The organism is Paenibacillus sp. FSL H8-0261 (assembly GCF_045040645.1).
Lineage (GTDB): Bacteria > Bacillota > Bacilli > Paenibacillales > Paenibacillaceae > Paenibacillus_AQ.
This window is the reverse complement of the sequence record NZ_CP150297.1, coordinates 4,126,825-4,147,470: the sequence shown is the minus strand read 5'-3', so window position 1 is coordinate 4,147,470 and position 20,646 is coordinate 4,126,825. Positions and strand designations below refer to the sequence as shown.

The 20,646-nt window shown below is 44.9% G+C and carries 16 protein-coding genes; 10 read left to right on the top strand and 6 right to left on the bottom strand.

What is annotated here, in order from left to right; all coding sequences use genetic code 11:
- The first annotated feature begins 79 nt into the window (after positions 1-79).
- The 6 genes from MHI27_RS18425 to MHI27_RS18400 all read left to right on the top strand — a co-directional run bounded on the left by MHI27_RS18425 (position 80) and on the right by MHI27_RS18400 (position 10,581).
- A complete protein-coding gene (locus tag MHI27_RS18425; RefSeq protein ID WP_405174423.1) occupies positions 80-5,524 on the top strand; it encodes a glycoside hydrolase domain-containing protein in 5,445 nt (1,814 codons plus the stop codon).
- A 96-nt stretch (positions 5,525-5,620) separates the two neighbouring features.
- Complete coding sequence (locus MHI27_RS18420; RefSeq protein ID WP_405176763.1) at positions 5,621-7,027, top strand: alpha-L-fucosidase; 1,407 nt, start codon at positions 5,621-5,623, stop codon at positions 7,025-7,027.
- A gap of 400 nt (positions 7,028-7,427) precedes the next feature.
- The gene (gene pnuC, locus MHI27_RS18415; RefSeq protein ID WP_405174422.1) at positions 7,428-8,105 is read left to right on the top strand and encodes a nicotinamide riboside transporter PnuC; all 678 of its coding nucleotides are present in this window, start codon (positions 7,428-7,430) and stop codon (positions 8,103-8,105) included.
- Positions 8,102-9,112 (top strand): AAA family ATPase, encoded by a 1,011-nt coding sequence (locus tag MHI27_RS18410; protein WP_405174421.1) that lies wholly within the window; start codon positions 8,102-8,104, stop codon positions 9,110-9,112. The genes pnuC and MHI27_RS18410 overlap by 4 nt, the downstream gene beginning before the upstream one ends.
- 27 nt (positions 9,113-9,139) lie before the next feature.
- The gene (locus MHI27_RS18405; RefSeq protein ID WP_339242015.1) at positions 9,140-10,033 is read left to right on the top strand and encodes an NUDIX domain-containing protein; all 894 of its coding nucleotides are present in this window, start codon (positions 9,140-9,142) and stop codon (positions 10,031-10,033) included.
- Positions 10,030-10,581 carry an NADAR family protein gene (locus MHI27_RS18400; RefSeq protein WP_405174420.1) on the top strand — a complete coding sequence of 184 codons (552 nt, stop codon included), beginning with the start codon at positions 10,030-10,032 and terminating at the stop codon, positions 10,579-10,581. Before MHI27_RS18405 ends, MHI27_RS18400 begins: the two co-directional genes overlap by 4 nt.
- Positions 10,582-10,632: 51 nt before the next feature.
- Here MHI27_RS18400 and MHI27_RS18395 read toward each other — a convergent pair whose 3' ends face one another.
- A complete protein-coding gene (locus tag MHI27_RS18395; protein WP_405174419.1) occupies positions 10,633-11,505 on the bottom strand; it encodes a helix-turn-helix domain-containing protein in 873 nt (290 codons plus the stop codon).
- A gap of 189 nt (positions 11,506-11,694) precedes the next feature.
- Between MHI27_RS18395 and MHI27_RS18390 the strand changes: the two genes are divergently transcribed.
- On the top strand, positions 11,695-13,770 hold the full coding sequence (locus MHI27_RS18390) for a beta-galactosidase (protein WP_405174418.1): 2,076 nt from the start codon (positions 11,695-11,697) through the stop codon (positions 13,768-13,770).
- A 44-nt stretch (positions 13,771-13,814) separates the two neighbouring features.
- On the opposite strand, the gene MHI27_RS18385 is transcribed toward MHI27_RS18390, so the two are convergent.
- Entirely contained in the window at positions 13,815-14,360 is a 546-nt protein-coding gene (locus MHI27_RS18385; protein WP_405174417.1) for a GNAT family N-acetyltransferase, read from the bottom strand.
- On the bottom strand, positions 14,357-15,007 hold the full coding sequence (locus tag MHI27_RS18380) for an NUDIX domain-containing protein (RefSeq protein WP_405174416.1): 651 nt from the start codon (positions 15,005-15,007) through the stop codon (positions 14,357-14,359). Before MHI27_RS18380 ends, MHI27_RS18385 begins: the two co-directional genes overlap by 4 nt.
- Positions 15,008-15,149: 142 nt before the next feature.
- Between MHI27_RS18380 and MHI27_RS18375 the strand changes: the two genes are divergently transcribed.
- The gene (locus tag MHI27_RS18375) at positions 15,150-15,671 is read left to right on the top strand and encodes a hypothetical protein (protein WP_042189307.1); all 522 of its coding nucleotides are present in this window, start codon (positions 15,150-15,152) and stop codon (positions 15,669-15,671) included.
- Between the two features lie 5 nt (positions 15,672-15,676).
- Positions 15,677-16,111: a DUF5301 domain-containing protein gene (locus tag MHI27_RS18370; protein ID WP_076300612.1), complete on the top strand. Its 435-nt coding sequence runs from the start codon at positions 15,677-15,679 to the stop codon at positions 16,109-16,111.
- A 45-nt stretch (positions 16,112-16,156) separates the two neighbouring features.
- Here the strand turns inward: MHI27_RS18370 and kduD are convergent, their stop codons facing one another.
- The 3 genes from kduD to kduI all read right to left on the bottom strand — a co-directional run bounded on the left by kduD (position 16,157) and on the right by kduI (position 18,680).
- Positions 16,157-16,915, bottom strand: coding sequence for a 2-dehydro-3-deoxy-D-gluconate 5-dehydrogenase KduD (gene kduD, locus MHI27_RS18365; RefSeq protein ID WP_042189303.1), 759 nt, complete (start codon positions 16,913-16,915; stop codon positions 16,157-16,159).
- 43 nt (positions 16,916-16,958) lie between these two features.
- Positions 16,959-17,714 (bottom strand): DeoR/GlpR family DNA-binding transcription regulator, encoded by a 756-nt coding sequence (locus MHI27_RS18360; protein WP_076286209.1) that lies wholly within the window; start codon positions 17,712-17,714, stop codon positions 16,959-16,961.
- 132 nt (positions 17,715-17,846) lie between these two features.
- The gene (kduI, locus tag MHI27_RS18355) at positions 17,847-18,680 is read right to left on the bottom strand and encodes a 5-dehydro-4-deoxy-D-glucuronate isomerase (protein ID WP_076300614.1); all 834 of its coding nucleotides are present in this window, start codon (positions 18,678-18,680) and stop codon (positions 17,847-17,849) included.
- Between the two features lie 235 nt (positions 18,681-18,915).
- Between kduI and MHI27_RS18350 the strand changes: the two genes are divergently transcribed.
- The gene (locus MHI27_RS18350; protein WP_341062068.1) at positions 18,916-20,592 is read left to right on the top strand and encodes a hypothetical protein; all 1,677 of its coding nucleotides are present in this window, start codon (positions 18,916-18,918) and stop codon (positions 20,590-20,592) included.
- The last annotated feature ends 54 nt before the right edge of the window (positions 20,593-20,646 follow it).

The following is a 20,646-nucleotide window of genomic DNA, read 5'->3' as shown; positions in this document are numbered from 1 at the left end:
TCAATTGAGATTATAATGCATAATGTGAGCGCTTTAAATGTGTTCTAAAATTAAATGAATATGAAAGGATGGTTGATCTATGTTCAAACGGACAATGTATACAATGATCTGTTTCATGATTCTAGTAAGTACATTTTTCCAGGGCAATGCGCCTAGTGTCCATGCTGACAGTAACAACCTGGACGTGTGGGTGGAAAATGCATTGAAAGCCGTATATAGGACCAGCACAATTCCCGCAAATCATGACAACAGCATTGATCTTGTTTCAGCCAAAAACGAATACGAAAGTGAGCAAATTGCTGTAAGAGGCACAAGCGATTTTAAGATTACAGGAATTGAATTTTCCGATCTTGTATCTCCTGGAAATACGATCTCAAACAGCAACTTAAGCTATCATTTTGAAGAATACATGCTTGAGGATACCGTGCAGCCCAATCAATATCGACCGGATTTGGTAGGCACGCAAATCTACCCCTTATCCGAAATTCCCGACCCGCTTTCGAATGATACCTCTATAAATGTAGCAGCAAATTCAACTCAGCCCATCTTAATAACGAATTATGTCCCTGCCGATGCTGTTCCTGGCCTCTATTTCGGTATAGTTACGGTGAAATCAACTTTGGGCGATTATCAAGTACCTATTAACGTTGAAGTAGCAAACGCTGAAATTCCTCAAACCTCTGAGGCTAACTTCGTTAATTATCAATGGTCGATGACGAATGGTTTTATGATTGGAGGTAATCCACCTGAGATTGTAGATGATCCTTTAACTCAGTCTAGTTATGACGTTGGCGAGAACTATTATGGAGTGGAGACGTATAGCGATGAGTGGTTTGAGCTTATGGATAATTTCGCCAAGACCATGACCGACTATCGCCAGAACATGATTTGGGTTCGTACAGACTTATTATTAAATGAAAAGGGTACAAAAATGGTGTCTTTTAAAGACGGGATACCGGAGAATATCGACTGGTCTTTGTTCGATCGATATGTTCAAACCTTTATGGATAGAGGAATTACTCATTTTGCGAACATACACTTGATCCATGCTTTAGAACAAATGCCACAAAGTGAGAGACCAAACAATAATAATCCACAAGATCCGTGGAAAACGTCGGTACCTGAATTCGATTCACTACCTGTTACAGACGCTTATCTTACGAACTACTTGACAGCATTGCACGATCATTTAGAGGAAAAAGGTTGGCTTAATGGTATTACTTGGTATCAGCATACTAAGGACGAACCTAACGGTTCGAGCATTACAAACTATATGACCTATATCGCTAGAAAAATAAAAGAGGTCGTTCCGGATTTCAAGACTTTGGATGCTGATGCGGCCGGTACTCTAATGAACGATACCATCAAACCTTATGTGGATGTGTGGGTCCCGTTAACCCCAGTTTTCGAGGACAAGAAAAGTCTCTATAAAGCGGAGCAGGCGGCAGGCAAAGACTTATGGGTGTATACTTGCGATGCGAATCCGGCTCCGTGGTTGAACAGATTCTGGACGCAGCCCATATTGACTGGCAGACTGTTATTCTGGAATCTTAGTCAAGAAGGTGTACAAGGACACTTACATTGGGGATGGAACGTATGGTATGTCCCTCATTATGGAGATTCTACGATCGTATATCCAGACAAGGAACATATGACGGTTAAGAGCTCACTGCGTTACGAGGCCCAAAGAGACGGACTTGAGGAATACGAACTGATGCACCAACTCAAGCAAACCAATCCTGGGCTTGCAAAACGTATAGTAGATAGCGCTGTTAACCCATCTGATCCGAGAAAATATACCCTGGATAATGAATATATCAGCAAGCTTCATGATTATCTGGTTAAAGCGGCGGCCGGAGAAACATTGGGTGAAATTCCTGTGCCAACTAGTCCCTACGATGGGCAGGCTGTACCTATGACTTACATGACCGATAACGCGACCGGTGAGATCACTTTTGATGGTGAATGGTTTGCAAAAAGCCGGAAATACGCTTATATGGGAGGCGTTCAAGGCACGTTAAAAGCGGATGATGAATTGACCTATACTTTTACAGGGGCTGGCATCGATCTTATCGCGGAGAAAAATGAAGGCTCTGGTAAAATTTCCGTATCCATCGACGATTCCGCGCCAGTGATTATAGACCTATATGAAAAAGTTCAACTCGATTCGATATCGGTATACAGCAATCATAACTTGTCAGCAGGCAAGCATACGATCAAGGTAGTGAATCTGGAGAACAAAAACCTATTCGTTGACGGCTTCAGAGTAAGCATGTATGAAGGACAGGAGCTCTATGACGGAACGCTGCAAAGTTTGGAAATGACTAACATGCCGTCGGTTATTTTTAATAAAAACAATATCAATTACCAGGCCATTATTCCGAGCGATGTAGATGTGATCACGATTACGCCAACACTTACGGATGCAAATGGCACCCTGGAAATCAACGGGTTACCTTACCGCAGCGGTGAGAGGCTTACATTCAACATCCCTACTGGCAAAAGTAAGATCCTTATTCGCTCTACCGCAAGTGATGGGGAAACCTCGAGAATGTATACTTTAAACTTTCTCAAAGGCAATGTAAATCAACCGACCACCAATATTGCGAGAAGTTATTCAGCGATTACAGCAACAGCTGATAGGGGAGGCAGCAGTGGCTATGGTGTGGCTAATATGGTTGATGGAAGTTACGGTTCCATGTTTGCTAGTATAAGCGGGTATACGAGCATTGTGCCATTCCCACATGAGATCAATCTGACTTGGACTCAACAAAAGACCTTTAATACGATGGTCATGGCCACGCCATCAGGCTTATTACAGGGGATAACGGATATTGATATTGAGGCTACATCAGATGGAACGAATTGGACCACCTTTGCAAAGAGGGTACCGATTCAATGGTTTAGCAGCACAGACGACAACAAGATGGAATACGCATATGCGAATATCCCTACAGTTAATGACGCACTGAAGCTGAGAATACGGGTCAATGACGCTAACAATACGTATTGGGGCATATACGCGCTATATGAGCTTGAGCTTTATAATCTTCCAGACAACGGAGAGATTTCCCCTACAGCAGACGGAACGCTTAGTAATTTAACAATCCCTAATGTTCCTACTTTTACATTTGACAATAGTACGATGACCTACTCAGTAATGATCCCGAATGATCTAAACTCCATTGAGATAACGCCAACACTTTCGGACGGAGCGGGTACCTTGCAGGTCAACGGAAAGACTGTCGCCAATAACACAGCGCAGACTTTTGACATTCCATTTGGAAAAAGCGTAATTCATATCAGGTCCACTGCAAGCGACGGGACAACAACAAAGCTCTACACGTTAAATTTTCTCAAAGGAAATGAGGATGGGCTAGGTACCAATATTGCCAGAAGCTATTCTGAGATTACAGCAACGGCAGAACGTGAAGGCGAGGACTATAGTGCCAAAAAAATGGTTGACGGTATTATTTATACCATGTTCGCGAGTTCGCGAGGCTACAATACCGAACATCCGTTTCCGCATGAGATTAATCTTACTTGGGAACAACCGCAAACCTTTAACACCATCGTCATGGCTACGACATCTGGTTTAATTCAGGGTATTTCCAATATCGATGTTCAGGCTTCTACAGACGGAATAAACTTTGAAACCATAGCACAGGGGGTACCCATCCAATGGAAAAGCAGCAAAGATGACGGCGTTATGGAGCATACCTTTGCCAATATTCCTGAAGTACGAGATGCGCTTAAGCTCAGAATAAAGATCAACGATGCGAACTATACGACATGGGGTATGTACGCTATGTATGAGCTTGAGCTCTATAATCTCGCGGAGAACGGAGAAATTGGCGAGAGCAGTAATACGATTACGGCGAGCGCGGGGGACAACGGAACGATCAGTCCAAATGGCGCCGTTGTAGTCAATGAGGGTGATGATCAAACCTTTACCTTCAATCCGAACAATGGATACGAAGTCGACGAGGTATTGTTAGACGGTACCGCCGTGTCGGTGACCGGAAGCGTGTATACGGTTACTAACATAACCGCCGACCATACGATCAATGTTACGTTTAAGCAAAAAGAGACAGGTGGCGAGAACAGTAAGACGATCACGGCGAGTGCGGGGGAAAATGGAACGATCAGTCCGAACGGCGCCGTTGTAGTCAATGAGGGTAATGATCAAACCTTTACATTTAATCCGAATAATGGATACGAAGTCGACGAGGTACTGTTAGACGGTACCGCCGTGTCGGTGACCGAAAACGTGTATACGGTTACTAACATAACTGCTGATCATATGATCAATGTTACATTTAAGCAAAAGGTGACAGGTGGCGAAAATAGTAATCCTCCGACGAGTGGTGAGAATAGTAGTATTCCTTCTACCGGTGGTACAGTCAATGGGAATACCGATGCTCATACACTTGTAGTGAAATCGGAGGACCTTACCACTCCAGCCTCCAACGGAGTCGTGACGATTGTTGCCAAAGATAAAGAGAAAATTGTACTTCCTGCCAATGCAGCCGAACTGCTAGGACTACACCCATTAGTCATTCAAACGGGTTCATTCACATTGGAGGTCCCTGCTGAATTACTTAAACAGTTGACGGATAAATACTCCGCAGAAGCTAAACGAGACAGTACGATAGAGTTAATCATGACTCTCTTATCCGAATCTGATGCTAACAACCTTCTAGCGATAAGGCAGTCTTCCACGCATGCAAATATTAAAATTTCCGGCAATGTGATCAGTTTTAGCTTATCGATTGTCGGAAAAGATGGTAAAGTGACAAGCTTGAACAGCTTCGATAAACCGATGACGATTCGATTTAAAGCGGATTCTTCCTTAAATCCGAATCTGACTGGCATTTACTATTTGGCAGACAACGGTACGCTGGAATATGTGCGAGGCACGTTTATAGACGGAGAATGGGTGGCCGATATTCACCATTTCAGTAAATATGCGGTGCTCGAATTCAAGAAATTATTTACCGATGTTAAGTCCACTCACTGGGCGGCCGATGCGATCGAACAGCTAGCAGCGAAGCAATTTATTGAAGGCACTAGCGCGGCAATGTTCGAGCCAGAGCGTTCTATAACACGGGCCGAATTTACGGCGATGCTTGTCAAAGCGTTGAACCTGACATCAGTGGGCGAATCGAAATTTACGGATGTATCGAAGGGTGCCTGGTACGAGGGAGCTGTTTCCATGGCGGTCAAAGCAGGCATTATTAAAGGAATTAGCACAACGTCTTTCAATCCCGATGCTAGCATCAAACGCGAAGAAATAGTCACTATGCTGATGCGGGCGTATGTTATCTTGAAAGACGTCGAGTTGAACGGAAAAACGGCTTCTTCCTTTACCGACGAATCCGCTGTGGCAACCTGGGCGCTTGAGTCAGTAAGAGCGGCGGCGGCACTTCATTTAATTAACGGTCGAGAAGAAAACAAATTCGTTCCGAGCGGGATCACTTCCCGTGCAGAAGCAGCAGCTTTGCTCAATAGAGTTATACACTAGCCGGGTAAACCCCCAATTTCTATATTGGGGGTTTACAATTAATAATTTTACTTTGATGTGACGCGGAGAACCGAAGGAGGCAACCCGATGAACGATATGGAAATCAATGAACTTCAGCAAGCAGATGTGCCGGAATTGAAAGAAGGCGTCCACGGTTACAGCAGCGAGACGCATTGGGTGAAGCCGGAAAATCCAATTACGCTGGAAAGGTTGGAATGGTTCAAGGATCAGAAATTGGCCCTAATGATTCATTGGGGACCTTATTCGCAGATTGAGGTTGAGTCCTGGATTCTCAGCGACGAAGATGGTGATTGGGCGCGTAAAGATGTCGATTGGACGAGCGACTACGAAGAGATGAAGCGCGAATATTTCGGACTCAACCGCACGTTCAATCCGTTCCGCTTCCAGCCGGAGTTATGGGCGGAAATCGCTGCCGAAGGCGGGTTCAAATATTTGATTTTTACGACAAAGCATCACGACGGATATTGCATGTGGGACACACATACGACGAATTACCGAATTACTGGCTCCGAAACGCCGTTTCATGCACATCGCTATGCCGACGTTTGCAAGCATGTGTTTGACGCTTTCCGCAGCAAGGGGCTTGCCATCGCCGCATATTTTTCGAAGGCGGATTGGCATTCGCCGTATTACTGGGCGCCAGGAATGGAGCGGGGCCGTGATACATGGAGAGGACCTTCGTACTCCCCCGAGGAATATCCGTGGCTGTGGGAGCAATTCGTCGATTTCACCCATGAGCAAATCATGGAGCTGATGAGCCGTTATGGCCGGATCGATATTTTGTGGCTGGATGCGGGCTGGGTAAAAGATAGTGATCAGGTAAAGCAGGACATTCGGTTGGGCGAGGTTGTCGAGCGCGCCCGTCAAACACAGCCGTGGCTGCTATCCGCGGATCGTACAGTCGGAGGGCCTTACGAAAATTACGTGACGCCGGAGCAAACGATTCCGGAGCGTCCGCTGAACGTACCGTGGGAAAGCTGCATTACGATCGGCACACAGTGGGCTTTCAAATACGATGACCAGTATAAATCGGGGAGAGAGCTCGTTCGCATTCTGATGGAAGTCGTATCCAAAGGCGGCAATTTGGCGCTTAACGTAGGTCCTCAACCTGACGGACGATTGCCGGCTGGGGCGGTTAAGAGTATCAATGAGCTGGGCGGATGGATGAAGGTTTACGGTGAAGCGGTATACGGCACACGCGTGTGCGGACCGTATTTTGCCGGTTCCTGCGCGTTCACCTCGAAAGGAAATACCGTATACTGTACGTACTTGTATGAAAGCGCAGATCAAGCCGTAGCTAAGCTCGTTCATATTCCTTATAAGGAGCCCGTTTCAGGCATCGAGCTTGTCGGAAGCGACGCTTTGCTGCAGGTTGAGCGTACGCCGGAAGGAATCTCGATCACGCTTCCGGATTGCGAATTGAACGGGCAGGCTCCGATCGCCCATGTTTTCCGCATGCAGAAGGGCGAGGAGGCAAAGTGAACGATAAGATTCTTAGCTTTAAGTTATTATACGATGGGGTCTGTGGGCAATAATGCGAGCGCAGAGGTGAGAAGAAGAAGTAGCTGGATGACAAATACATGTTCGAACGCCAACCCGCGTAAATCGCGGGTTTTTTCCTTTGTCAGCGTATATTCTTGCCAGAAATCATTGTCAAGAATAAGTACCGTTAGCTGATTCTAGAAATAGACTTATGCTAAGGAAGAGGATACCGACCATGGACTGGGTCCAGACTTAAGTTGGAAATTATTCTCACCTTTTTATTGCATCTTCCTCGCCTTTTTGCTATATTTGATATTAACAAATTGTTATTATCAAAAAGTTACTAACAACAAACTGAATGGTGAAGATTAGGAAATTTAATGAAAGGGAGCGGATGAAAGTGGATAAAACATGGGGTGGTTGGAATCTGTTTGAAATCGTCTGGCTAGTTTTATTTACCTCTATTGCTGTTGCTTTTACGGTTATTTCTAAAGATTCCTTATTCGGATTTACGGTCTTTATCACCGGGGTGCTGTGTGTGGTGCTCGCGGCGAAAGGAAACCTGATGAGTTATGTTTTCGGAATGTACAATACCGTTGGTTACGCGTACTTGGCTTATATAAACGGTTTGTTTGGAGAGGTCATGCTGAATTTGTTATTCTTTGTACCTATGAATGTCATTGGCTTCTATATGTGGAAAAACAACCGCCAAAACGGCAAACTATCCATGCGACAGATGGATCTTAAGTGGCTGTTCCTTGTTGGAGCGGTCTGCGTAATAGGCTGCCTGTTACTGGGAATCGGGCTATCGTTCATCCCAGGGCAGAACTTGCCTTATATAGATGCTATTACAACGGTATTATCCATTGTGGCTACCTTTTTAATGGTCAGAAGATTTAAGGAACAATGGCTGGTCTATATTGTATTGAATATATTTACGGTGGTGTTGTGGGTAATAAGGATGCTGGAAGGCAGTAGCGAAGGGGTGCTAATGATCGTCATGTGGAGTGCGTATCTGATTAACGCGGCATACGGCTATTACAATTGGAATAAAGGAGCTAAGGAGGTGGCGGTATGAAGACGCTTGGATTAACACTGGGGAAGTTTGCCCCGTTGCATAAAGGACATCAATTCATGATCGAGACGGCGTTGCAAGAGGTCGACGAATTGATTGTGGTAATCTACGAAACGACGGTGACCCCGATTCCGCTTCATATCCGGGCGAACTGGATCCGCAAGCTCTATCCGACGGTCCGGGTAATCGAAGCTTGGGACGGTCCAGATGGGTATTCGAACGATCGGGAGCATGAGATTCGAGAGGAGCAGTATATTCTGGGGCTGCTGAAGGGCGAGCAAGTGACGCATTTTTACTCTAGTGAGTTTTACGGTGAGCATATGAGTGTCGCATTAGGCGCGGCGGACCGGCGGGTGGATGAAGCCCGTGAGCGGGTGCCGATTTCAGCCACGATGGTACGTGCCGACCCTTATAAATATCGCAGATTTGTAAGTGATGTCGTGTATAGGGGGTTAATCACGAAAGTGGTTTTTGTGGGAGCGATGTCGACTGGCAAATCTACAATCACCGAAGCGCTGGCGCGGCGGTATTGCACAACCTTCGCGAGCGAATATGGGCGTGATTACTGGACCGAGCATCAAGTAGATCGTAGAATCAGCCTAGAAGCGTTCGATGAGATCGCTTTGGGCCATATCGAACGTGAGGAGCAGGCGCTGCTGGAAGCTAACCGATATCTCTTTGTCGATACCAATGCAATTACCACATATATGTTTGCCTTGGATTACCACGGCCAGGCTCCTGAGTGCTTAGCCCGGATCGCATTAGAAAACGCGCAGCGCTACGATCTGTTTTTCCTGTGTGACGATGATATTCCTTATGAGGATACATGGGACCGTAGCGGGGATCAGAAGCGGCATATTTTTCATAAGCAAATCATTGCCGATTTGAAAGAGCGGCGGATTTCCTATATCACGTTGCGAGGAAACCAAGAGGAACGAATGCACAAAGTAAGTGAGGTCTTGGCAAAGTTCGAGCCCTACCGGAACTATTTCGGAGAGTTGAATGGCTAGAATAAAGAACAAAGGAGGCAAGGATACATGAATATGTTGGATCGCGATGGACTTACGGAACGTCAATTTTTAGAGCAGTACCATGCCGGGGATTTCGAGCGGCCTTCGGTGGCGGCGGACATGGTCATTTTCACCGTTACGAACACGGAGGCGGACAGCTACCGCAAGCTTCCGGAAAAAGAGCTGCGAATTCTGCTCATTCAGCGGGGAGGTCACCCGTTCCTGGGCAATTGGGCACTTCCAGGCGGTTTCGTCCGGCCGGACGAGACGACAGAGCAGGCGGCGGTGAGGGAGCTGAGTGAGGAAACCGGTGTGGATGACGTTTATTTGGAGCAGTTGTACACCTTCAGCGATGTTGGAAGGGACCCTCGTACCTGGGTGATGAGCTGCAGCTACATGGCCTTAATCAACAGTGATCAGGTACAGCTGAAAGCAGGAGATGACGCTGTCCATGCTGCCTGGTTCAAGGTAACCTATCGGCTTCTGCGCGAGCGGAAAGAGATTATTGAGGATGGGTATGTGAAAACGAAGGAATACGAGCTCAAGCTAAGCAGCGATGAAGAAGAGTTTACGGCAGTTGTGGGTCGGACGATGACATCAAAGTCGGCCTCTACGTCAACCGCATACTCCATTGTATCAAATGACGGATTGGCTTTTGATCATGCGAAGATTATAGCTTGCGCTATTGAGAGACTGCGGGGAAAAGTGAATTACACCGATATTGCGCTAAACTTGATGCCGGGTCTCTTCACTTTGACGGATCTACAGCAGGTTTATGAGGTGATCTTAGACAAAGAGCTGCTGAAAGCCGCATTCCGGCGTAAAGTAGCGGATCTCGTAGCGGAGACCGATCATTATACTGAAAATGCGGGACACCGTCCTTCCCGCTTATATCGGAGAAATATGGAGGAATATCAATGATATACAATATAGAGCAGTTAAGAAAAGCTTATATCGCGGGCAAAACGTTCAAGTTTGTGTTCTTCTGGGGCCATACACCACCAAAGCACGACGACGTCGACAAAAGCTGCTTCAGCCAATGGTGGATGAGTCCTTTCGTGGTAGAGGGGATCGAGTATTCCTGTGTCGAGCAGTTTATGATGTCCGAGAAAGCAAGACTGTTTGGAGATGACGATATGTTGGACGCGATCCTTAAAGCTAAGCATCCCAAGGAGATGAAAGCCTACGGGCGTGCAGTAAGAAACTTCGAAAATGACACTTGGGATAAAGAATGCTATAACATTGTCAAAAGAGGAAATATAGCCAAATTTTCGCAGAATCCGAAGCTTGGGGAATACCTCAAGTCAACGAATAACCGTATTCTCGTCGAAGCTAGCCCACAGGATCGCATTTGGGGAATAGGCATGAGCCAGTCCAATCCGGATGCGGAGAATCCCGTAAAATGGCGGGGTAGGAACCTACTTGGATTCGTGCTGACCGAAGTGAGGGACGAATTGCTACGGGATTAACTTCATCCTATATAATTAAATGAAAAGATAACGATATCCCTTTGGATTTCGTTATCTTTTTTGTTCACCCTCTAAAAGTCGAAGCTTCATCACCCCAGGTGTACAGCCATAAGTATTTCGGAAGATTCGGATAAAATAATTCGTCTCCATTCCCAGTTGAATCGCAATATCCTGAACGAGAATATCAGCATTCTCTGTCATTAACTGTATCGCACGTTCTAGTCGCAGATTCTGTAGATATTTATGTGGAGTTACGGCATATTCCTGTACGAATAGACGCTGGAAATGCTGGACGGAATACCCCACAGCAGCTGCTAGATTGGAGATAAGGAGTGGCTCAGTATAATGTTCGTTAATAAGTTCAACCGCTTTAGCCAACGCTTCATTACGCACAGACTCAAGTTCTAAACGACTGCCTGAGGAGTGTATGGATTCAGAACGACGTAACATCAGAAGTAATCGATATAGGGTTATAGATAGATCCTCCATCCCTTGCTCGTCTTGACGACTAGCCGTCTGATTGTTCACCGTATGCCAGATCTTTCCGATTTCCTCCCAACATTGTTCAAAACGAGCAGGATGATAAGGGAGAGAAGGGAGAAGGCCAATCCCCTCCAGCATTCCCTGCGACTGACTCCCTTCGATTCCGATGAAACCCACATGCCATGGTTCATGTGAGGTAGGATAATATTCGTGTCCTCGATCCGGTGGGAAGGCGAAAGCCATTCCAGGTTCTAGTATGATTTCAGTACCGCTCTCCAGATCACGAAACAACCCAGTTCCGGTATGAATCAGAAAAACTTGATGAACAGGAAAACCTGTAGGGCGCACATGATGAAATTGTATATGACGACCTACAGAGTAGGGATACAAGGGAAGCGTCTCAGCGTCGCGCGGTAGTTCTATCAGTGAAAAAGGAAGCACGATGATTCACCTCATATTCATTTTGTACTATCACATCGAGAGTATATTCCTACTGATCGGGATGAATTTTCTTATATTATAAATAGTATAAATGATGATTCGTGAATTTGATAGCTTAAGCATCTAGCGTCTCATCAGAGAATAGTCCCATTTAAGAGATGGGCAGAATTGAGAGGATGATCTTACATTATGACTAAAAAACACTCCCCGATTAGCAGCAAAGCTCCAGTGATGCTGCACGGTGCCGATTATAATCCTGAGCAATGGCTGAAGTACCCAGAAATTTTGCGTGAGGATATTCGTCTGATGAAGCTTGCGAATTGCAATGTGATGTCTGTCGGAATTTTTTCTTGGGTATCCCTAGAGCCTGAAGAAGGTGTGTTCACTTTCGATTGGCTCGATAGTGTTTTGGATTCTTTTGCAGAGAATGGGATTTATGCTTTCCTGGCAACTCCTAGTGGAGCACGACCTGCTTGGATGTCTGAGAAGTACCCTGAAGTTCTAAGAGTGGAACGTAATCGTGTTCATAATTTACATGGCTTCCGTCATAATCATTGCTTCACCTCGCCTGTGTATCGGGAAAAGACTGCGATTTTAAATGCGAAGCTAGCAGAACGTTATAGCCAACATCCTGCGGTTATTGGTTGGCATATTTCGAATGAGTTCGGTGGCGAATGTCACTGTGATCTTTGTCAGAATGCTTTTAGAGATTGGTTAAAGGTCAAATACAATAACAGTCTGGATGAGGTGAATCATGCTTGGTGGGCTACTTTTTGGAGTCATACCTACACTTCATGGACACAGATTGAATCCCCGGCTCCACATGGAGAGACGCAAGTACATGGCTTGAATCTCGACTGGCGGCGGTTTGTCAGCGAACGGACGATTGATTTCTGTCAGCATGAGATCAATACTGTTCGCCCATACAATCCAGCGTTGCCAATTACAACGAATATGCATATGATCGATGGCATTGATTATCGCGAACTAGCCAAAATTCTGGATGTTGTCTCATGGGATGCTTATCCAGAATGGCATTATACCGAAGATGGTGACGATGCTAGACTGGCAGCATGGACGGCGATGCACTACGATTTAATGCGCTCTTTTAAAAAGAAACCGTTCCTGCTCATGGAAAGCACGCCGTCTCTTACGAACTGGCAATCGGTCAGTAAGCTGAAGCGTCCTGGTATGCACAAGCTGTCTTCACTTCAAGCGGTAGCACATGGTTCGGATTCCGTTCAATATTTCCAATGGCGTAAAAGCCGGGGCTCTAGTGAGAAGTTCCACGGTGCAGTTGTTGACCATAGCGGCCACTCCGAGACTCGTGTGTTTAAAGACGTTACAGAGGTAGGAAAGACGCTGGCGGGAATGACAGAAGTAGTAGGTACATCAACTCCAGTAAAAACAGCGATTATTTTCGATTGGGACAACCGCTGGGCGATCAAGGATGCGCAAGGCATTCGTAATTCCGGATTGCGTTATGAGGAGACTGTACTACAGCATTATCGTGCCCTTTGGGAGCTAGGCATTCCAGTTGATATGATTGGATCGGGAGATGATCTGTCCGCTTACAAGCTGGTAATTGCACCTATGTTATATCTGATAAGCGAAGAGAATGGAAAGCGCATCGAGAAGTTTGTTGAACAGGGCGGAACTTTCCTGGCAACCTACTGGTCTGGTGTCGTTAACGAAACGGATTTATGTCATTTGGGTGGATTCCCAGGACCGCTACGTAGAACGCTCGGCATTTGGGCTGAAGAGACCGAAGGGCTGCATAGCCGTGATTTGAATGGTGTTGTAATGCAGGCGAGCAATGCACTTAATCTAAGTGGTGATTATGATGCGCATGAAATTGCTGAGCTGATCCACTTGGAAGGTGCGGAAGCATTAGGCACTTATCGCAGCGATTTCTATGCTGGCCGTCCAGCGCTTACGGTAAATCGTTTCGGTGAAGGAAATGCGTATCATCTCGCTACTCGTGTAAAAGACGCCTCTTTCTACGTTGAATTGTATGCTGCAATCACTGCAAAAGCGGGAATTACTCGTGCGCTTGATAGTGAGCTTCCAACTGGTGTGACAGCGCAGCTTCGTACGGATGGAGAGAGTGATTATATTTTTGTGCAAAACTACAGCGGCAGTCCGCAAGCGGTTAAATTAGATGGAGCGGATTATACGGATTTGTGCTCAGGCACTGCTGCTCCGTCTGTGTTAAATCTAGCTGTAAATGATCTCGCAATGTTGAAGCGTAAATCGTTAGTATAAAAAGAAGGCAGGACCTGAGGGATTCAGGTTCTGCCTTTTTACTATCAATCCATAAATCGTCCCATCATAATCGTGTTATAGAATTTTCCGTCAGCAAGAATCTTATCATTTTTTAATATTCCCTCGATCTCAAAGCCAAGCTTCTGATAAAGGGTGATAGCTTTGTCGTTCGTTTCGAGGACATTTAAAGTGATTTTTTGGATACCGTTAGCGTCGGCCCAAGCAATAGATTCTGCTAAAAGATTCTTTCCAATTCCATAACCCCAATAATTCTGCAGCACACATACTCCGAACTCGACTTTATGAGCGAATCTTGCTAATGAATGGCCTTCGCATCTAGAGAACCCAACGATTTGATTATTAACTACCGCGATTAGAAATAAGTTTCTTAGTTTCTCTGAATCAGATAGAATAAGCTGCTGAAACCCTATTTCGTCTATAAAAGCCTCCCCTAGTTCACTGTCTAAATTCTCGGTCTCACCATCAATTTGTACTCTTAATTTGGACAATGTCATAGCATCCGTAGTGATTGCAGATCTAATAGTGTATTGGGTTCCTTTCACGGTAAATGTTCGTTGATCAATAATCATTTGTCCTCCGTTACTACTGGTGATTTTAGAAATATAGCTTCGATACCCTCGATAATACGAGTATAATAACCCACTTCATGGGGTACAAAATGGGTCATGTCTACATCCTGCTCAATGGTAATTCTATGTCCATGCGGATCGATTTGAAAACCGTTGACTTGTAGACTATGTATTTCTCCCTGCCAAAATCTGCGGAAATCAGAGAACATAGCTTTGACAATGCCGGCGACCTCTTCTTTTTGTAGCTGAAAATCTTCTAGACGATAGGGATTGTTATAAACAAAGACATGCGCTCGTTCATTATCGATAAGTTTTTCTTTTTTCATACTATAAGGAATTGTCCCTAGCGGGATTAGGTCTTTTAAGGATAAATCCAGTCCCAGCTCTTCATGAACCTCGCGTGTTCCATCTTCTACAGTTTCGTTTGCTAGCAAATGTCCGGCTGCCGTGATGTCCAGTAGTCCCGCGTAATCTTGTTTCTGTTCACTCCGAAGTTGTAAATAGATATAGGGTATTTCCTGATCTTTGCTTATAAACCAGCAGTGGAAAGTCTCATGCCAATGTCCTAACCGATGTACCTCTTCACGAGGAGCCGTACCTGTTCGGTTGCCTGCTTCATCAAAAATGGTAAGTATCTCATTATGCATAGAAAAGCTCCTTTGTGATGATTTTTTCTTTCTAAAGCCTATCATAAAAACGTTCGAATTACCCTAAATGTTAGGGAGGTTCTTATTGACAACCGCTAGAATGAAATGTATATTTTTGGATGTTGATCAAAGGAGGAGTTAAATGAATTTAGTAACCATGAAGCAGAAGGATTTGGACACTTTTAGTGATGAAAGATTAGGATGGGCCTGTATGGAGCCTACCTTTCAGCAGATTCGCGCAAAATCACCATCGATCAAATCCGAAGTGATCTCAAAGCTCACAGATGGACAGAAAGCACTTTGTATGTTCAGAGTAATGCATGATCACAGCCGTAATTCCGAAGGGGAGTACTATGCTTGGATTTCTTACATGCAAGACCTGCCGGGGTATTGGACAGGGGTGATGGGAGGCATACGATTTTTTGGCGACGATCCGATGATTCTTTTGCTTCAGGAAACAAAGGCATTTCTCGAAGAAAGAAACAATCGATTAGGAATACAGTGGGTTGATGCTACCATCACGGATCTCGATCGAGATCCTGAGTTGTTGAATGAGATGAGTGGTTTATTTGAACGATTTAAGAACATAGCCGAAGATAGCCACAGGTTGATTGGCGAGTATATTCGGGCACATCCGGGAGAATTTGTGGAGATAGAAGGCTAATAATTATGAAAAAAAGTAAATTATTTTTATTGTTTCTTATAGTAATAAATCTGCTTCTTTATGGAGTTCCCTTATATCACAGTTATAATTCATTTCAAAATCTTGTACTGGATCGAATCGATGCTACTCAAATCACCTCCATTAGAGTTCTTAAGAGTTCTAATGAACAAGAAATTAAAGTGGATGACCCGAAAGAAATTGAAAAGATCATACATGAGTTTTCTGACGTGAAATTAAAAAGAAGTGATGCATCAGAACGACCTGCGGAGACCTATTGGATAAGAATATATGTAAATAAAGATCAGCGCTTTGGAATGACACTCTATGGCACAGATTACTTGTATTTCAGCGATCGATCTAGTAATAGTAAGTATCACTCTGGAAATTTTAAGATTACTAGTAAATTTGATGGGGAATCCATTACAAGCTTGTTTAAGTAAAAATAACCCGCTGCCACAGGCAGCGGGTTAAATATTTCAGGTTATTTATCTAGCCATCCATCCGCCGTCAACATTAAGAATATGACCATTCAAATAGTCGGAAGCTGCGGAAGCTAAGAATACAGCAGGACCTTTAAGATCATCAGGTGTTCCCCAACGTGCAGCTGGAATACGATCTAAGATCGCGTCCGAACGACTTTGGTCGGCACGGATCGGAGCTGTATTTTCAGTCGCCATGTAGCCTGGTGCAATCGCATTGATGTTTAGACCGGAGCCTGCCCATTCATTGGCAAAAGCTTTAGTAAGACCTGCAACCCCGTGCTTACTCGCGGTGTAGCCAGGGACATTGATTCCGCCTTGATAGGAGAGCATAGAAGCGATGTTAATGATTTTGCCGGATCCTCTTTCCAGGAAGTGGCGGCCAGCGATCTGAGACAGAAGGAACACTGTGTTCAAGTTCAGGTTAATAACATCGAACCAGTCTTTTTCACTATGGTCTTTTGCAGGAGTACGGCGGATCATTCCTGCACAGTTCACGAGAATGTCAACATGACCAGTCAGTTCAAGTGCTTGGTCAAATGTGTTTTGCAGGTTGCTATGATCACTTAAGTCAGATTCGATGCTAACTGCTTTTACACCAAAAGCTTTTGCAGCGTTTACGGTTTCTTGACTTGTATTAAGCGATACGGATGCAATATCCGCACCTGCTTCTGCGAAGGCAAGGGCAATGCCTTGTCCAAGACCTTGAGCAGCACCGGTCACGAGTGCTGTTTTACCTGCCAAGCTGAATAATGATGATGACATTATAAATTACGCCCCTTTGATTTAAATGGATTTGATTCCGTTATTACTCACATTCAATGGCAATGCCTGCACTGCGGAACTGTTCTGCTGTTTCGGGTGAGAGTCCTTTATCTGTCAAGATAACGTCAACTTCCTGCAGAGAAGCGAATGTACGCAGCGCAGTTTGGCCGAATTTATGATGATCCACAACCGCGAACACTTTACGGGCAGTAGACACAAGGGCTTGCTTAAACTCAATTAAATCTCCTGTATAAATAGAAAGTCCATGTTCGATATGAACAGCTGTCGAGGACAGAAATGCTTTTTGAATATTAAGTTGTTGCACATAGGAGACGGCTTCAGGGCCGGCCAACATATTGCGGACACGGTAACCCCCGGGAACGACGAGACGAATATGATCTTTGGGAACCAGTTCGCTGATGATGTATACATCATTGGTGACTACCGTTAGAGGCATATTGTCCAGGCGTCGGGCAATTTCAAGCGTTGTGCTCCCGCCGTCAAGAGCTATAATATCGTCCTGTTCAATATGAGCAAGCGCGCGCAAGGCGATCTCTGTTTTTTCGTCGGAATACTTATCCAATGGATCCTTAGAGGGCAAAATACCAAACTGGTCGCTTTGTGCCAGCACAGCTCCGCCATGTACACGTACGATCAGTCCTTGCTCCTCCAGCTTGCTTAAATCCTCTCGAATTGTTTTTCCCGTAACTTGTAGCTTATCGCTCAGTTCATTCACCGTTACATCTTTTTGGTTCAGCATAACTTCCATAATCATCTCATGTCGTCGTATCGGGTTCATCCGCTTGCCTCAGCTTTCCGTAATTGATTAAAATTATAAGAAAGTTTAAGTTTCACGCTAGACTCTTCCTTATAATTCTCGCACAAACGCTTATCGTCCTTAAAAGGACGCCGAAGGCGTTTTAGCTTGTCTCTATTGTAGTTCTTTCATGGATACGGGGTCCATATCATCATATCTTTTATTATCGCCAGCCATACTCCAGATAAAAGTATAGTTATGAGTACCAACACCACTGTGTATGGACCAGCTTGGAGAAATAACTGCTTGTTCGTTTTGCATTACGATATGGCGAGTTTCATTAGGCTCTCCCATCAAGTGGAACACAACGGAATCGTCCGGTAGATCGAAATAGAAATAAGCTTCCATCCGGCGTGGATGTGTATGTGCTGGCATCGTATTCCACATGCTACCTGGCTTCAGTTGAGTCATGCCCATAACTAGCTGAGCACTTTGCACGCCGTTTGTATGAATGAACCGGTGAATGGTACGCTCGTTGGAGTTCTCCAAACCGCCCATCGCACCAGATTCGGATTCAGCCAGAGTGGTTTTGGTAGTTGGATAGGACTGGTGAGCAGGCGCAGAATTCAAATAGAATTTAGCGGGCTTGGAAGCGTCTGCACTTTTGAAGATAACATCTTTAGAACCTTGACCGACATACAGACATTCTTTGAAATCCACTTCATATTCTGTACCATCGACAATAACCGAACCTTTACCGCCAACATTGATGATCCCCAGCTCACGGCGTTCCAAGAAGTAAGTAACTCCAAGTTCTTTAAGGTCAGTTGTAAGTGCAACTTCTTCCTTAACAGGATTAGCACCGCCAACGATCATGCGATCCTCATGGGTAAGTACAAGTTTCAGTTCATCTGGTGCAAAAATGACAGGAATGTGGAATTCCTTACGGAGGCGATCAGTGTCAAACTGCTTAACTTCATTAGGGTGGGATGCAAAACGTCTTTCCATGGAATATTCAATCTCCTTCACAAGCATATTTTCGTTCGTATAAGTACAATTTACTCCATTTATGTTCATATTACAAGTGTTTGTTTTTATATGTTGGTTCATTTTAGTTTATTTTTAAGTTTTAATAATTGCCAAATGAACGAAAAGTGTGCACAATAGATCTAAAATGCTTAGTTCTCATTTATAGGATTGTTATCATACTATTGAAAATTGAGATGTGGGAGGTTGAACTTGAATGCTGGAGTCGAATGGTATTCAGAGTACTTATCAGGACCGTCAACAAGAAATCATTATAAGTATAGCGCTGGAAGCGCAGAGACGGCCTCTGCTTGAGAGTGGACTCTGGTTCCACGATGATGTGCGAAATAACTTTTATTATGCCTCATATCTTTTTGCAGCTGCAGTAGATGATTCTTTGTCGTTGCCTTTTGACCGGGAAGAAGCGAAACAGAAGGCACAGGATGTGTTACTAGAGACATTAATGCTACAGAATCGTCAACCTGGCACGGAGCTATACGGGCACTGGCCGCTTGGATTGAATCCGGTTCCACGTGAGGCTTCGCCGCATGAATTGCCTGTGGAAATTATGGGCAGTCTGATGGCCTACTTTTGCAAAAGATATGGTGGAGCACTAAACGCTCAACTTCGCATTGTCCTGAATACAGCATTTGGACACATTTATCGGAGTGATTTCTACCGTAAGCCGGTAATCACTTTTGGACATCATGAAGCGAAATATACAGCAGCAAAGCTGATTTTTGGCACTATGTTTGCAGATGATGTGCTCGTTGAGGATGGTCGGCAAAGTTTGAAGGACACATTGACATACATCCGCTCTAAGGGTATGCCAGAATACGGCAGTCTCCCGTGGTTCTGGCATTGGATACAAGCGTTTACCTGCGCTTTGGAGCTTGTCCCAACAGAGGATACGGATTTAATAACTACTCTTAAAGACATGCTTGATCATCTTTGGAAGGTAAGAGCAGAGTTTTATTTACATGGTGCTTGGGTGGGTGCACATTCTAGAGGTTGGCCACATGATGTACCAGGGGATGCTAATGTGCTTCATGACTATGTTCAGTTCGGGGACTTCAAGCTTTCAGAGGCAATGCCACGCACGGAATACGCTGGACTCCTATTCTATAAAGCACCAGATGAGGCTTTAACAGCTGCAATGAATCGGCGGACGCCAGTGGAAACCACCAAGATTACACAGAAGGTAGTCCCGGCAGATCCGAACGCTCAACCGTTGCTTCATTCCTATGCCTATATTACAGAGGATTTTGCAGCAGGCGGGATGTGGGAACGAGTAGAGGAATTTGATAATGAACAGCTCCGTTGGACTTTCTCTCTGCCTGTGAATGGAGAAGGAGGGTCCAACCAGCTATTTTTCTTCCATCCAGGTCAAGGCTACAATGAGGGAGATCCTCGCCATCAGAGCCGTTATATGGAGGTCCTCTATCACAAGAATGTAGTTATTTCTTTATTTCCCATTCCTCAGGGGGAAAAGAATACGATCATCGGTGTTCTTCCTCATGGGGAGTGGATGCAAGACCCGAACGCCTTATTCGGTCAGGTTGGGGATGTCTATTTCGCAATATATTTATCTCAATCGTACCAGCTACAGGAACGTCCGGGATACATTGAGGTAACCGTTCAAGGGATGCCGGGTGGGGTGATCGTTGAGGCGATCGGTGTTAAGGAGTCTGCAGAGCGTGGCATCATCGGACTGGATGCATTCGTAATAGCAATGGCCCATAATGAACCCCAATTTGAGATGGAAGGCGGCTTGGCGGCTCATTATACGACCAGTAATGGCGATAGATTGCATTTGAGTATGAAGAGCGAGTCAGAGCAACCGCGAGCTTTGCTGAATGGTGTGAAGATCTCTTTGGAGAACTATACGGTTTAATAAGAACTCAACATAGTTGTGAGTTAAGTTTGGATGGAGTCGACCTAAAGGTCG

Coding starts and splice junctions, on each gene's coding strand:
- kduD (WP_042189303.1), bottom strand. CDS start 16,915: ATGTCATCATCATTATTCAGCTTGGCAGGTAAAACAGCACTCGTGACC.
- MHI27_RS18425 (WP_405174423.1), top strand. CDS start 80: ATGTTCAAACGGACAATGTATACAATGATCTGTTTCATGATTCTAGTA.
- MHI27_RS18400 (WP_405174420.1), top strand. CDS start 10,030: ATGATATACAATATAGAGCAGTTAAGAAAAGCTTATATCGCGGGCAAA.
- MHI27_RS18360 (WP_076286209.1), bottom strand. CDS start 17,714: ATGAACCCGATACGACGACATGAGATGATTATGGAAGTTATGCTGAAC.
- kduI (WP_076300614.1), bottom strand. CDS start 18,680: ATGGAAAGACGTTTTGCATCCCACCCTAATGAAGTTAAGCAGTTTGAC.
- MHI27_RS18420 (WP_405176763.1), top strand. CDS start 5,621: ATGGAAATCAATGAACTTCAGCAAGCAGATGTGCCGGAATTGAAAGAA.
- MHI27_RS18405 (WP_339242015.1), top strand. CDS start 9,140: ATGAATATGTTGGATCGCGATGGACTTACGGAACGTCAATTTTTAGAG.
- MHI27_RS18410 (WP_405174421.1), top strand. CDS start 8,102: ATGAAGACGCTTGGATTAACACTGGGGAAGTTTGCCCCGTTGCATAAA.
- MHI27_RS18370 (WP_076300612.1), top strand. CDS start 15,677: ATGAAAAAAAGTAAATTATTTTTATTGTTTCTTATAGTAATAAATCTG.
- MHI27_RS18375 (WP_042189307.1), top strand. CDS start 15,150: ATGAATTTAGTAACCATGAAGCAGAAGGATTTGGACACTTTTAGTGAT.
- MHI27_RS18350 (WP_341062068.1), top strand. CDS start 18,916: ATGCTGGAGTCGAATGGTATTCAGAGTACTTATCAGGACCGTCAACAA.
- MHI27_RS18380 (WP_405174416.1), bottom strand. CDS start 15,007: ATGCATAATGAGATACTTACCATTTTTGATGAAGCAGGCAACCGAACA.
- MHI27_RS18390 (WP_405174418.1), top strand. CDS start 11,695: ATGACTAAAAAACACTCCCCGATTAGCAGCAAAGCTCCAGTGATGCTG.
- MHI27_RS18385 (WP_405174417.1), bottom strand. CDS start 14,360: ATGATTATTGATCAACGAACATTTACCGTGAAAGGAACCCAATACACT.